General features: G+C 47.6%; 15 protein-coding genes and 1 riboswitch. Of the genes, 7 read left to right on the forward strand and 8 right to left on the reverse strand.

Annotated elements, in window-relative coordinates; translation table 11 throughout:
• The first annotated feature begins 255 nt into the window (after positions 1-255).
• A complete protein-coding gene (locus KU855_RS12605; RefSeq protein WP_218530629.1) occupies positions 256-585 on the forward strand; it encodes a DUF2956 domain-containing protein in 330 nt (109 codons plus the stop codon).
• On the opposite strand, the gene KU855_RS12610 is transcribed toward KU855_RS12605, so the two are convergent.
• Positions 550-843 (reverse strand): helix-turn-helix domain-containing protein, encoded by a 294-nt coding sequence (locus KU855_RS12610; RefSeq protein ID WP_218530630.1) that lies wholly within the window; start codon positions 841-843, stop codon positions 550-552. The two genes, KU855_RS12605 and KU855_RS12610, sit on opposite strands and share 36 nt — an antisense overlap.
• Before the next feature lie 148 nt (positions 844-991).
• Here KU855_RS12610 and KU855_RS12615 point away from each other — a divergent pair, with 148 nt between their 5' ends.
• From KU855_RS12615 to KU855_RS12625, 3 genes are read left to right on the forward strand one after another with little or no spacing between them, the layout of a single operon-like run.
• Positions 992-1,573 (forward strand): PH domain-containing protein, encoded by a 582-nt coding sequence (locus KU855_RS12615; RefSeq protein ID WP_218530631.1) that lies wholly within the window; start codon positions 992-994, stop codon positions 1,571-1,573.
• The gene (locus KU855_RS12620) at positions 1,566-3,089 is read left to right on the forward strand and encodes a PH domain-containing protein (RefSeq protein ID WP_218530632.1); all 1,524 of its coding nucleotides are present in this window, start codon (positions 1,566-1,568) and stop codon (positions 3,087-3,089) included. Before KU855_RS12615 ends, KU855_RS12620 begins: the two co-directional genes overlap by 8 nt.
• A gap of 5 nt (positions 3,090-3,094) precedes the next feature.
• Entirely contained in the window at positions 3,095-3,634 is a 540-nt protein-coding gene (locus KU855_RS12625; protein ID WP_256261011.1) for a DUF924 family protein, read from the forward strand.
• A gap of 3 nt (positions 3,635-3,637) precedes the next feature.
• On the opposite strand, the gene KU855_RS12630 is transcribed toward KU855_RS12625, so the two are convergent.
• Together KU855_RS12630 and KU855_RS12635 are read right to left on the reverse strand one after the other, a co-directional pair.
• Entirely contained in the window at positions 3,638-4,642 is a 1,005-nt protein-coding gene (locus KU855_RS12630) for an adenosine deaminase (RefSeq protein ID WP_218530663.1), read from the reverse strand.
• A gap of 85 nt (positions 4,643-4,727) precedes the next feature.
• A riboswitch (purine riboswitch) is annotated at positions 4,728-4,827 on the reverse strand.
• 122 nt (positions 4,828-4,949) lie between these two features.
• Complete coding sequence (locus tag KU855_RS12635; protein WP_218530633.1) at positions 4,950-5,390, reverse strand: universal stress protein; 441 nt, start codon at positions 5,388-5,390, stop codon at positions 4,950-4,952.
• Positions 5,391-5,881: 491 nt separating this feature from the next.
• Between KU855_RS12635 and KU855_RS12640 the strand changes: the two genes are divergently transcribed.
• Positions 5,882-7,306 carry a coniferyl aldehyde dehydrogenase gene (locus KU855_RS12640; protein ID WP_371316359.1) on the forward strand — a complete coding sequence of 475 codons (1,425 nt, stop codon included), beginning with the start codon at positions 5,882-5,884 and terminating at the stop codon, positions 7,304-7,306.
• A gap of 4 nt (positions 7,307-7,310) precedes the next feature.
• Positions 7,311-7,895, forward strand: a complete 585-nt coding sequence (locus tag KU855_RS12645) for a TetR/AcrR family transcriptional regulator (RefSeq protein ID WP_218530635.1) — start codon at positions 7,311-7,313, stop codon at positions 7,893-7,895.
• A 4-nt stretch (positions 7,896-7,899) separates the two neighbouring features.
• On the opposite strand, the gene KU855_RS12650 is transcribed toward KU855_RS12645, so the two are convergent.
• The 5 genes from KU855_RS12650 to KU855_RS12670 form a co-directional block, all read right to left on the reverse strand.
• Complete coding sequence (locus KU855_RS12650) at positions 7,900-8,679, reverse strand: CsgG/HfaB family protein (protein ID WP_218530636.1); 780 nt, start codon at positions 8,677-8,679, stop codon at positions 7,900-7,902.
• A 1-nt stretch (position 8,680) separates the two neighbouring features.
• Positions 8,681-9,067, reverse strand: coding sequence for a curli assembly protein CsgF (locus KU855_RS12655; RefSeq protein WP_218530637.1), 387 nt, complete (start codon positions 9,065-9,067; stop codon positions 8,681-8,683).
• A gap of 28 nt (positions 9,068-9,095) precedes the next feature.
• On the reverse strand, positions 9,096-9,548 hold the full coding sequence (locus KU855_RS12660; RefSeq protein WP_218530638.1) for a curli production assembly/transport protein CsgE: 453 nt from the start codon (positions 9,546-9,548) through the stop codon (positions 9,096-9,098).
• 97 nt (positions 9,549-9,645) lie between these two features.
• Entirely contained in the window at positions 9,646-10,818 is a 1,173-nt protein-coding gene (gene iadA / locus KU855_RS12665; RefSeq protein ID WP_218530639.1) for a beta-aspartyl-peptidase, read from the reverse strand.
• 95 nt (positions 10,819-10,913) lie between these two features.
• Positions 10,914-11,297 carry an MAPEG family protein gene (locus KU855_RS12670; RefSeq protein ID WP_218530640.1) on the reverse strand — a complete coding sequence of 128 codons (384 nt, stop codon included), beginning with the start codon at positions 11,295-11,297 and terminating at the stop codon, positions 10,914-10,916.
• A 207-nt stretch (positions 11,298-11,504) separates the two neighbouring features.
• On the opposite strand from KU855_RS12670, the gene KU855_RS12675 reads away from it, so the two are divergent.
• On the forward strand, positions 11,505-12,413 hold the full coding sequence (locus tag KU855_RS12675) for a patatin family protein (RefSeq protein WP_218530641.1): 909 nt from the start codon (positions 11,505-11,507) through the stop codon (positions 12,411-12,413).
• Positions 12,414-12,467 lie beyond the last annotated feature (54 nt).

Consider the following 12,467-nt stretch of genomic DNA (forward strand, 5'->3'; position numbering starts at 1 on the left):
TGTTAGCTAACGTCAAGGCAATGAACAAAGTCATAAGACTAGGTATGCCTGTTAGTTACCGAGTTGAGTAATTAGAGTAAGTGTCATTAGATCAGTACGTTACGTGAACTATTTGATCAACAACGCCCTGTGTATCTGGTTGCTGTGACATAAACACATCACTCCTTTGTGACCAATATTTGCCATGGATTCTACCCCAAATCCCGCCGCAATAGGGTAAACTCGCTAGCAAATTCTTATCAAATGATCATGTCAATGAAGACGACTATTTCACAAGAATCCCGTGAGCAAGCATTAACGATTGCTAAGGCGACTCAAAAACTGGGACAAACTAAAGAACAAACCAAGCTTATCGCGCAAGGAATTGAAAAAGGCATTGCGATCTATAAGAAACAACAAAAAGTTCAAGCTAGAGAGCGAGACAAATCTAAGAAAAAACAACTAAAACAGAAAAGTGACCACACTAGCGCTGCGCTGGACACACCCATCCAAGCCAATGCCTCCAGTCACCGTTGTCGACTGCCTTGGCTATTGTTAGCCATCAGTTGGTTAGGTTTTATCGCTTACACAGCAGGATCGGCCTAATTCAGTCATATGCGCCTCGACCCACAGCGGATTAATCGGTCCCCATGATTCGAGGCGATAAAAACCGGCATTGTGGCGTTCGCCTTGCTGAATAAATTCAATCTCAATACCGATATCTTTACAGGCGACGAGGGCATCTTGCAATGTCCGTCGCGGCATATTGGTGCAGGCCTGTAAACTCACCAAATTTTGCGGTTCATTGGCAATCAACCCAGCAAGATATAATTTACGATTAAACGCCAATTGCGATTTTGACATCAGCACCTGCGCTCCTTAAGCATATGAATTCTTGACTTATCATACCCCCAGCCATAAACCTTTACAATTTAGCAACCTTTTTTTAGTGCAGACTGATATAGTCCAAAAGTAACTGCCCTATATCCAGTCCAAATAGGAACTAATCACCATGGCCGAGATTGAGTTTATTCAGCGACAAGACTTTCCCGCGTTAAGCATCCCTCTCGCGCCTGATGATTGGCCTCAACTGACCGCAGTCAATCGCCGTCGTGTCGATGCAAAATATCAACTTCAAGTGCTAATAGAAACCTTGCTGATCATTCTTATTCCCTTAGTCGCGGTTAGTGTGTTTGTTAGCTTGACACTCTTTATCCCCAAATGGCTCATTTTATCGCTGCTGAGTCTGTGGTTAGTGCTGAGTTGTAGTCTGTTATGGTTGAGAATTCAACAAGCAAAGCGGGTGTTTTATTGTGTCTTCCCTTGCGCGATTCAAGTGCAATCTGGGCTGTGGTGGCAACGCATCACTTCCATGCCCATGAGTCGCTTACAGCATGTTAGTCTGAGCCAAAATCCATTAGAAATCCGATTAGGATTATGCAAAATCAAATGCTTTAGTGCTGGCAGTGGCAGCGCTGAGATCTACCTGCCGGGTCTGCCTCTGGCAACCGCCGAAGCGTTACGCCAAAGCTTATTATCTTTGGCCGTGCCGCCAGCAGACGCCAAGATCACGGATGATAGCCAACATGACTAATCCGGAATCGAGCAAGACACCTGTAATGACGCGCCTATCTCCGTGGGCAATAGTCAGTTATATTTTTGCGCGTCTGAAGGGGTTTATCAGCAACGGCTACGCCCTCATTCCCTTGGTATATGCCAGTTGGAAAGTCGATTTCAACAGCATGTGGCTGACTATCGGCGCTAGCAGTCTCATGGCGATTCTGCTGTTATCAGCCTTGGTTTATTGGCTGAGATTTCGCTATCAATTGCAACGCGATAAATTGGTGGTGGTACAAGGGTTACTTTTTACCCAAAAGGATGAAATACCCTTTGATAAAATACTCAATGTAAGGATTGAGCAGCCCTTTTATTTTAAACCCCTTGATTTATTTACTTTAGTGGCCGAGACGGCAGGTTCCAAACAAGATGAAGTGCAGCTCAGAGCGCTCAGCGCCGCTGCTGCCAAGCATTTGCAGGCCGATTTACTCAGCACTCAGCCACAGATAACGCCCGTTCAGTCGCCAAGCGAGCGGGAGATTTCACAACCTGCGCCAGTGTGGATCCATAAAAACGGCGATGACTTAGCCTTATTCGGCCTCTACCAAAACAATTTATTATGGCTCGCTCTGATCTTAGGCCCGCTGCTCGGCCAAATTGATTTTGATGCCATCGCCCAGCAAGCTTGGTTTCAAGTCATTTGGGGCCAAGCCAGTCAATGGACCCATGGCGACCTGATGCTGGAGTTGCTACTAGGCCTAACCCTGCTTATGGCCGGATTTTTGTTATTGAGCCTCCTCTCAGTTATTTCAGCCATCTTGAAATATTATCCTTATCACTTACGGTTTGATGGCCGCACCATCACCCGTACCGGCGGGGTAATTTCTCACCAACAAGATGCTCTCGCCGCCAATCGCATCCAATTATTACAACTAGAGCAACCTTGGATTGCCCGCATTTTCGGGCGCTGGACCTTAAGAATGAAACAAGTTCAAGGGCAAGAAATAGAACAACATAAGCAAGGCAATATGTTGATCCCAAGTATCCGCAACCACGAGCTTAGCACCATCTTAACCAGCATTAATCCCGGCCGTTTTGCCACCAGCGCCCTTCATCAACTCTTACCACCTAAGCGCTACTGGTCTGTTCATTGGATATGGCTACTTAAACGTAGCTGGCTGCCATTATTGCCCGTATGTTTTAGTCTTATTACCCATCTTCTCTGGCTTAAAATCGGCTTGGTCGTACTGGCGTTGATAAGCGCATTATTGTTAGTTCTCTATTATTGCCAGCTTGGGTATCGTATCAATCGCGGCGGGATTTGGTTGCACACCGGCACATTGGGGCACCAATGGTGTTACATTCAATATCGGAAACTCCAAACGGTCAGCCTTCATAGCTCGCCGGGCCTCAGGCGACGCCGGCTTTGTCATGTCACGCTGGGGCTTGCCAGTGGCACGATTCGGATCCCATGCATTGCCGTTGCACATGCCGAGCACATCTATCGCCAAGCGATGATGGCCACCGCCAATGATTTTACTAACTGGATTTAAGGAATATGATGCAATATCAACAGGTACTCGACTTTTGGTTTAGCCAATTAACCCCAAAAGATTGGTTTGCTAAAAATGCCGATCTTGACGCTAGGATTGAGCAGCAATTTTCGTCACTATTAACGAAGGCCACCCAAGGAGAGTGCTGGCTTTGGCGCCAAACAGCCCAAGGACGCTTGGCCGAGATTATTGTGTTAGATCAGTTTTCTCGCAACATCTATCGCGATCGTTCCGAGGCTTTCAGTGCCGATGGCATCGCCCTAATTTTGGCCCAAGAAGCCGTTCACCTCAATGACGACACTAAGCTTAGCGAGATTGAACGTCCATTTATGTATATGCCTTATATGCACAGTGAATCAGCCCTTATCCACCAGCAAGCGGTGCCATTATTTGAGCAATGCAGTCCCTCTCACCTTGAGTTTGAATTAAGACATAAAGCTATCATCGATGAGTTTGGGCGCTATCCTCACCGCAATGCGTTACTCGGGCGCCAATCGACGCCCGAAGAGCAGGCCTTCTTAACTCAGCCTGGGAGTCGGTTTTAATGCTTAAGCCTGCTGCAAGTAACTCAGCACTTCTTGGCTGAGTTCGAGTTTGCGCTCACGACTAATAAAACTCGCTTCAATCGCATTCAGACTCAGTTGCGCCAATTCAGTGTTCGACACCGTTAAAGCTTGAGCTACGGCCATAAAATTGGCCGTCATATAGCCGCCAAAATACGCTGGATCATCGGAGTTAATGGTGACACACACTCCTTGGCGCAACAGCTCAATAATGTTGTGATCTGCCATGTGCTCAAAGACTTTGAGCTTAGTGTTAGACAAGGGGCAAACCGTTAAGGGCATTCTTGAGGCGGCTAAACTTGCTACCAATGCTGGGTCTTGCACGCAACTGACCCCATGATCCACACGGCTCACCTGTAACATGTCGATGGCATCAACAATGTTTTGCGCCGGCCCTTCTTCACCCGCATGCGCCACGGTTAAGAAACCCAATGCCTTGGCATGGGCAAATACCCGCGCGAACTTCTCAGGGGGATTACCTTGCTCAGATGAATCCAAGCCCACCCCAATAATTTTATCTTTAAAAGGCAATGCCATTTCTAAGGTGGCAAAGGCCGCCGTTTCATCCAAATGACGTAAGAAACACATGATTATTTGGCTGGTGATCGCCAACTCGTGCTCGGCCTTTGTCAGCGCAGCGCTAATGCCATTAATCACGGTGGCAAAATCGACACCGCGGTCAGTGTGGGTTTGCGGGTCAAAAAAGATTTCACAATGGCGTACATTATCTGCCGCGCAGCGTTCAATATACGCCCAGGTTAAATCGAAGAAATCGCGCTCGGTCAGCAGCACGTTAGCGCCTTGGTAGTAGATATCCAGAAATGATTGCAGGTTGGTAAATTGATAAGCGGCTCTGACTTCATCTGGGCTCGAAAATGGGATGGCCACTTGATTGCGCTTGGCCAATTCAAACATCAATTCAGGCTCTAAACTGCCTTCAATATGCAGGTGTAATTCAACTTTAGGTAATCCAGTAACAAAGGCTTGCATCATTAACTCTCACAATAAATTTGCAGGTGAGAAAGATCGCTAAGTCTAATTATAAGCAGATAACAGACAGACAAAGAGAAAAGCGATCAATCACTTAACTCTTCGTAATCAGAATTTTACGGATTCTGGTAGAGACCCCTGTACCGGATTAACAGGGTTATACGAAGCAAACCCGTCAGTGCCGCCACGGGTTATCGCCAAGAATTGTGGCATAAAGTTGTCTCCATCACAAGCGGCCATTCGCGCCGCCAGCTTACTGGCCTTGGCGCTGATAAAGAGCCCAACATGTTCGCTGATTTATGGGGCGTTATTTGACAATCAGCACCGGGCAAAGCGCTTTATTAGCCACCTTTTCAGAGACATTATCATGCAGTAAATGCGCTAAACCACTGCGGCCATGACTGGCCATGACGATCATGCCACAATCACAATCGACAGCTTCTTTGACAATTTGTTCAGCTATATTGTTTTCTTCGCAGCGGCGCACCACGGACTCCAGCGTGAGATTGGTATCGAGACCATCTAACAGCGATTTCATTTTGGCGGCCGCATCCTTCTCCATCGATTGCATCAATTCTTCAGGGCTAATCACTAAAATTTGAAAGTTTTCATCGCCACTGAGTTGCTGCACCACATGCAAAATACGTAAGCTCACTTGATAGAGGTTAGCCATTTCAATGGCATAACCTAGCGCATGAGAAGCGGTGGGTGAAAAGTCTGTCGGCCATAGAATTTTACGGGAGCGCATAGGGTATTCCTCGAGCAATGTATCTTGTCAAATCAGTGTATAACCAATACTAGTACAGGGATCATGATTTTCTATTCATTTGCGCTTAAGCTCCGCTAATGCCTTCTATTTTTCATCTGACGACTGGCTATCGTGCGGCCGACATTAGGCGGCTCGCTCTGCCTCGGCCAATGACGCCTCGGTGCCCCAAAGATACCTTGGCAAACTCATGATGATTTGCAGCCCCAAAATCAAACCAAGCGAGCCTTAATTAGCCAGAGCGCAGTCAAGAGTGAAGGTTTAGAATGACGCGGTTTACCACGGCTTTCATGGCCCGCGCGCCTAGCATCTCGCCACACACGGCACGCCCTTAACCGCACGGCTCACAAAACCCACTGCTTGCTAAACCAGCAAAAAGGCGCTAGCCTGAACCGACTGATTAGTCGGTTTGTTTGATTGAAATAGCCAATAAGTAAGCCATCCATAGCCGCGACAATCGCCGCTGAAGGGAAATAATGATGACAACGCTACCCACAATAGAACAACAGCTTTCAACCCAATTTCAAGCGCAGAAATTGGCTTATAATCAACAGCCCATGCCGACTATCGCTCAACGTCGCAGCGATCTTAAACGGTTAAAGTCCGCGTTATTACATCATCAAGATGCCTTGGCTGACGCCTTGTGCCAAGACTATGGTCATCGCAGTAAAGACGATACGCTGATCTCCGATATCTTGCCGGTCATTAACAATATTAATTACTGTCTCAAGCGGTTAGCTAAGTGGATGAAACCCAGCCGTCGCCATGCCGGCTTGCTACTGGCACCCGCATCGGTCACAGTGCATTACCAGCCACTAGGGGTCGTTGGCGTGATCGTGCCTTGGAACTTCCCCGTGATGCTATCGCTCGGCCCATTGGCTTTATTATTGGCTGCGGGCAATCGCAGCATGATGAAATTATCTGAATTTACCCCGGCAACCAATCAGGTGCTAAAGCAAATAATTAGCGACTGTTTCAAGCCAGATCATGTGGCTGTCGTCGAAGGAGAGGCCGAGGTCGCCAGCTATTTTTCGAGCTTGGCGTTTGATCATTTGCTCTTCACCGGCTCCACCACGGTTGGTCGCTATGTGATGCGTGCCGCCAGTGAAAATCTGACCCCAGTGACGTTAGAATTAGGCGGAAAATCGCCGGTGATCATCGCCGATGATATGGACATCAACACCGCAGTAGAACGGTTAATATATGGCAAATGTCTGAATGCTGGCCAAATTTGTGTGTCGCCAGACTACATTCTTTGCCCAAGTAGCAAGGTGCAAGCCTTCGTCAGTGCTTACCAGCAAACCTTCTGTCGCATGTATGGCCAAGTGGCTAATAATCCAGATTATGGCAATGTCATCAATGACCGCCAGTTCTCTAGGCTCTTAGGCTTAATTGACAATGCCAAAGCGCAAGGAGCCCAAGTGATCAGCGCCTCGGGCGAAAGCATCGATATCAACTCACGTAAACTAGCGACGCAGTTGGTACTCAATGTCAGCGACGACATGGAAATCATGCAAGATGAAATCTTTGGCCCCCTACTCCCCATTATTGGTTATGACGATTTGACCCAGGCCATCGACTATGTCAATAACCGCCCCAGACCGTTAGCCTTGTATTTAATGAGTTTCGATAGTGCGACGCAACAGCGGGTGTTAACGCAAACCCATTCAGGTGGGGTATGCATCAATGAAACCGTCTTTCATGTGGCCGCCGATGATGCCCCGTTTGGTGGTATCGGCCCTTCAGGAATGGGTCATTATCATGGTCACGAAGGGTTTTTACGCTTTAGTCATGCTAAAACCGTGTTACAGCGTGGCAAACTTAACACAGGTAAGCTTATCCATCCGCCGTATGGCCAGTGGATCCAAAAACTTCTGCTCAAGTTCTTTTTGAGATAATCATATGACGGCGACCACTGAACTCACCAAAAAACAAGCCATTGTTGATAGTGCACTTGGCTTGTTTGTGGAGCAAGGGTTCCAGGCAACATCAACGGCCAGTATCGCGCGCGCAGCAGGCGTGGCGACTGGCACGTTATTTCATCATTTTCCCAATAAAAATGCCTTACTCGAGCATTTGTTTATTACCATTAAACAAGAATTTGCGACGGCAATGACCTCAGCCATTAAGCCTGAGATGTCGATTGAACAACAAGCCAAACATTTGTGGTTAGCCGCCATCGAATGGGCATTGACTCAGTCAGATAAGCAACTGTTCTTGCAATGTTATTCGATGTCACCAGCCTTGGCGTTATCGGTACGTCACAATGTCATGCACGACACTTTAGGCTTTATGAGTGAGTTGCTAGAGGCTGGGCAAGCGCAGGGGCAGATAGCCATGCACCCTCTGCCCATATTGTTGGAGCATTGTCATGGCCAATACATTGCGGCCACCCGCTATTTTATCGAACATCCGCAGGACTGGCAGCAGCCTCAGTATCGCGCCGCGAGTGAGGCCATATTTTGGCAATCCATTGCCGCAGGCTAATTAACTAAACCGGCTTATCGGCGTCAATCCCTGCTGGCGCCCAATAGCCTTGATTGATCCCTTTTTCTACCATTTCGGCCACCGCTAACTCAATGGCGGCTAATACACAAAACTGCACCGGCTCATTGGTACTAAAACCAATTTCGGCTTCAGCCAAGCGATTTAAGCTAGTGTATCGAAACAAGCCTGCCCGCATCTCTTGAGAGAATACTCGTTTGGTGGTCGATACTGACATCATCACTTTACCCGTGTGGACATCCACCGCCCGGAGATATATGGTCACTTGATCTTCGCGATACAACTCAGACGCACCAATGCCATAATATTCCACCCCAGCCCCGCCGGTGCTCACATTGGTTTCATAGCTAATAATGCCGCCTTCGAGTAATAATCTCGCGGTAGAGAGGTTTGGTGCCTCATCTTTACCATTTTGGCGATTCGAAATTTTTCGTTCCGTCAGAAGATTTTGCAGCCCTTCTCGCTCCACTGGAGTAAACCAGCCAGACTCGAGTAAGGTTTGGATTAACATCGAGGTAGCTCCTTGAGTCACTGCCGTCGAAAATGAGCTGACGTTGGCCTGAGGCTTGTATTGGCCGGTTTGATCGCGAAACGAATACACGGCAACAGGGATAGGAAATTTTGGCCCTGGTGACTGTTGTAAGGTCTGCATGGTTTCACTGATGCGGTTTACTTCGGCATCGGTTGAGCTGAAATCGGGTTTGGGCACTAAACCACAACCACTTAAAAGTAAGACAGGTAATGTCAATAACAGCAGTCGTTTCATATTAACCCCCATACGTTGGTAATTCGATGACGGTGACTTCACCGGTTAGATTGTTGGTGATGGTCAGTCGAACACCAGAGCCAGTCGCGGCCACTTCGATGCGATAATCACCAGTATCATAGGTACCTTCAGTAATGTCACCGTCCGCGACTCGGCGGGTAATGCTATTAATGATGTTACGTTCCAAGGATTCTTTAAAGCGGGTCACGAAATCCTTTTCACTTGATTCGGAGCTGTGGTCATTTTGGGCGTTGGCCTTATTCAGCAAAAAGCTGCCATTGAGCGGACTCCCACCAAAACTGGGGTTAATGGGGGTATACACCAGTTCTGTTGCCGCCAGAGGGGCAGACAGACATACTAGACTGGCTATCAATGTAATTTTTTTCATTATTATCATCCTAAAATCCAGCATTATCTTATTCAACGACATCGGATAGGGCGTTAGCCCGCACTTGAGCAATGTAATCTATGGTCAGGAGTAAGGCTTGTTCGGCTTTTTCTTTGATGGGGCTCGCCCGGCGACCAAAATAGGTCACATAGATCACCGTGCCATTAACATCCAACATTAACTTGGTACCGGCTTGGGGGAAGACGGTTTCAGTTAATGTGACATTGAAACCTTGAGTGAAGGGTAAATCACGCCAATAGCCCGAATAGTAAAAAGAGAAATCCTTACCAAAACGGGTTAGGGTTCTATCAATAACTAAGCCACTGATTTCAATGTCATCATTTGCTTTACTTGGCGTACCAAACAGGCACAGCGCCAAGCAAATCACGAGCAGAAATTTAAGTGAGTTAGCGAAGTAGAGCTGGAATGACACCAAAAACACCCACAAGTTAACAAATTGTTTACTGGAGGTTATCAGCATTCTTTGGGATAAGTCACCTGCAACTCTATAATTTAGCCCATAGGATTGAGTCGCAGGTGGGAAATTAATACTTTAGGATTACATTATTGCGAAGTAATCAGCGCATTTCAAATTGACCATAGCGACTCGGTTGGCCATCACGCATCAGCGCTTGACCGCGGCTCCAGACACTATCAATGGCTAAATCTGGGCTCATCAATACCAGATCAGCATCCTGACCCACCCCAAGGTATCCCTTGTTCGAAAGCTTTAAATTGCGCGCCGCATTGGTACTGACCAGCTTAATGGCATCGGTTAATGGCAATTTTGCCGCCACCAAATCACAAAACGCTTCATAAAGGCTGGCGATACGCCCCATTTCTAATCCGGTTAACTCACCGCGCTCATTGAAGATAGGTAAGCTAGCATGGCCATCAGAGCTCACACTCATGTGCTCAATACCTACCCCGGCGTGTAAGGCTTGCATAACCGCATCAACCACCGCCACTTCACCACTATCCAGACAGGCTTGATTGGTCGATGCCGTAAAATCAATCACACCGCCTGCCTTTGCAAAATTAAATCCTTGTTCTAACAACGCCTGACTTCGATTCATATGGGTCGGATAAAATTGCGTGATGGGAATATCCGTTTGCGCGGCCACGTGATGGAGCGGTGCTATGCCCGCACGACCATCGCCGACATGAACAAACACCGTGCCGGCCTTTTGAGATAGCATGCCACCGACCCTTGCCTCGGCGGCCACCCTCGCCAGCTCATTCACCGTAAGCTGCGAACCGCGATGATCGCTAATAGCAATTTCACCGATGCCGATCACCTGATCAATCAACATTAAATCTCGCGTAATCGTGCCGGTTAAGGTCACCACTGGGTATGCATACGAGCCGGTATAACAAAAGACATTTAAGCCGTCATACGTTAGACCTTTAGCCTTAGCCAGCAAATCTTCTAAGCTGCGGCTCACCGCATCAGTACCTAACGCAGCCACTAAGGTCGTCACCCCAAATCGGCTCGCATCGGTTAACTCCATCGCGCGGGTGCGAGTGTGAAAACCGCCTTCTCCACCGCCGCCGGTAATATGCACTAAGGGGTCAACTAAGCCCGGGATCACCAACATGCCTTCGGCATTTAAGGTTTGGTGTACTTGGCCGGCAATCGCAATATCGCGGCCCATGGCTAAAATCTTGCCGCCGCCAATAAGGATATCTATTACGCCCACAGGCTCAGGGCTATACACGTTAGCATTTCGAATCAATAACAATGACGTCATGGTCACATTCCCTCTAAAAGTGATGCGAGCCTAGCTTGAGCACTAACAATTGTCATGGCCTGCCCACAGGTTTGTGGGGCATATCACCAAAAGGGTCATATGGCTTGGGTAAATAGCCAGAAGGTCGCAATGATCGCCACAAACCAACTCGTGCTGCGCAGCTTATCCCAATTGGTCAGATAGAACACTTGATAACTTACCCTAGCTAAAATATGAACAACAGCAGCGATTTCAGCAACTTGATTAATCGAGCCTGTGGCTATGACCAGTAACACGGCTGGCGCAAATAGCAGTAACGATTCAAAGGCATTCTGATGTGCTGCCACCGCTCGAGCGCCAAATCCAGTTAATCTTGCCTGCTGCGCCCGCGGATGCGCATTATCATAGCCGCCATCTTTAGCCATTGCCCAAGCTACTGGGGCCTTCGCTAAGTAAGGCAACACCATTGCCAGCAATAAACATACGATCAATACATTCATTTTTTCATCCTTTTAGCTTCCAAGTTGCCTATTATGCCCACCTCAAATTGGTGAGATTAACAGCGATTAATTAGTCAAATATGCAGCGCAGCAGTACATTACAATACCTCAAAAAAGTAAATCACTTCCTCGATGGCATTTTTACCTAAGCTCGATAATACTGGTATTTCGGTTATCAATGATACACATCACCACTATACAAAACTTATGCAATCACTTACCCAAGAGCACATTGTTGCTGGGAGTGCCTTGATTGTTGAAGGAGGTGGGCAAAGAGGGATTTTTGGGGCGGGCATTCTCGACAGCTGGTTAAAGGCGAACTTTAACCCATTTCAGTTATTGATTGGCACCTCCGCTGGGGCGCAAAATATTAGTGCCTATCTCGCTGGTCAGCATGGCTATGCCAAACAATGCATTCAGATCTTGTCTCGGGATAAACACTTTTTCAATGTGAGCCGCCGCTTAATCGGCAAAAGCATGCTGGATTTAGATTGGTATTTTGCCCAGACCAAGCAAAAAGGCATGGGACTCGATCTCCAACAAGCCAGCCGCAATAGCCTCGATAGGCACGTGCTATTTACCGCCACCCGCGCCACGGGGTTAATCGCCGAATACCATCAACCTCAAATCCATAATTGGTTCGATATCCTTAAAGCCAGTAGCGCCCTGCCATTTCTTTACAGCCATGATGCCATGCTCAGTGGGCGTAAGTATTTTGATGGTGGGGTTGCGGCGCCGCTGCCAGTAAAAAAGGCATATGAATTAGGCGCACGTAAAATCGTGGTGATCCGCTCCACCCATGCGCAATATCAAGCGCACTTACCGGCATTACATCACTTAAAAGAATGGTTCTGCCAACATGGTTCATGCCCTGCGCCCATCGATTTATTGGATCTGCATGAGCAAAATTATCGCAGCGAATTAGAGTTTATTAACCATAAACCGCATGATGCCGAGATCATCCAAATTTTCCCCACCAAGGCGCTAGAGTCGAGCTTGATTGGCAGTCACTTACCGCAATTAGAACGCGATTATCAACACGGGGCATCGGTGGGTAAATTGGCGCTCAAGCAACTGAAACATCAATTTACGGCCACGATGAAATTCAGTGCCTAACAACAATTTAGCAACATAAATCGCCGTAATTCTCATTTATTCTTTGCCTTACGC

It is taken from the genome of Shewanella sp. NIFS-20-20 (genome assembly GCF_019209865.1).
In the GTDB taxonomy this organism is placed as follows: Bacteria; Pseudomonadota; Gammaproteobacteria; order Enterobacterales; family Shewanellaceae; genus Shewanella.

What these genes read in the sequence shown, in the direction of transcription:
- KU855_RS12670 (WP_218530640.1), bottom strand. Translation starts at nt 11,297, where the DNA reads ATGAATGTATTGATCGTATGTTTATTGCTGGCAATGGTGTTGCCTTAC.
- KU855_RS12615 (WP_218530631.1), top strand. Translation starts at nt 992, where the DNA reads ATGGCCGAGATTGAGTTTATTCAGCGACAAGACTTTCCCGCGTTAAGC.
- KU855_RS12620 (WP_218530632.1), top strand. Translation starts at nt 1,566, where the DNA reads ATGACTAATCCGGAATCGAGCAAGACACCTGTAATGACGCGCCTATCT.
- KU855_RS12650 (WP_218530636.1), bottom strand. Translation starts at nt 8,679, where the DNA reads ATGAAACGACTGCTGTTATTGACATTACCTGTCTTACTTTTAAGTGGT.
- KU855_RS12630 (WP_218530663.1), bottom strand. Translation starts at nt 4,642, where the DNA reads ATGCAAGCCTTTGTTACTGGATTACCTAAAGTTGAATTACACCTGCAT.
- KU855_RS12645 (WP_218530635.1), top strand. Translation starts at nt 7,311, where the DNA reads ATGACGGCGACCACTGAACTCACCAAAAAACAAGCCATTGTTGATAGT.
- KU855_RS12655 (WP_218530637.1), bottom strand. Translation starts at nt 9,067, where the DNA reads ATGAAAAAAATTACATTGATAGCCAGTCTAGTATGTCTGTCTGCCCCT.
- iadA (WP_218530639.1), bottom strand. Translation starts at nt 10,818, where the DNA reads ATGACGTCATTGTTATTGATTCGAAATGCTAACGTGTATAGCCCTGAG.
- KU855_RS12635 (WP_218530633.1), bottom strand. Translation starts at nt 5,390, where the DNA reads ATGCGCTCCCGTAAAATTCTATGGCCGACAGACTTTTCACCCACCGCT.
- KU855_RS12660 (WP_218530638.1), bottom strand. Translation starts at nt 9,548, where the DNA reads ATGCTGATAACCTCCAGTAAACAATTTGTTAACTTGTGGGTGTTTTTG.
- KU855_RS12675 (WP_218530641.1), top strand. Translation starts at nt 11,505, where the DNA reads ATGCAATCACTTACCCAAGAGCACATTGTTGCTGGGAGTGCCTTGATT.
- KU855_RS12605 (WP_218530629.1), top strand. Translation starts at nt 256, where the DNA reads ATGAAGACGACTATTTCACAAGAATCCCGTGAGCAAGCATTAACGATT.
- KU855_RS12610 (WP_218530630.1), bottom strand. Translation starts at nt 843, where the DNA reads ATGTCAAAATCGCAATTGGCGTTTAATCGTAAATTATATCTTGCTGGG.
- KU855_RS12625 (WP_256261011.1), top strand. Translation starts at nt 3,095, where the DNA reads ATGATGCAATATCAACAGGTACTCGACTTTTGGTTTAGCCAATTAACC.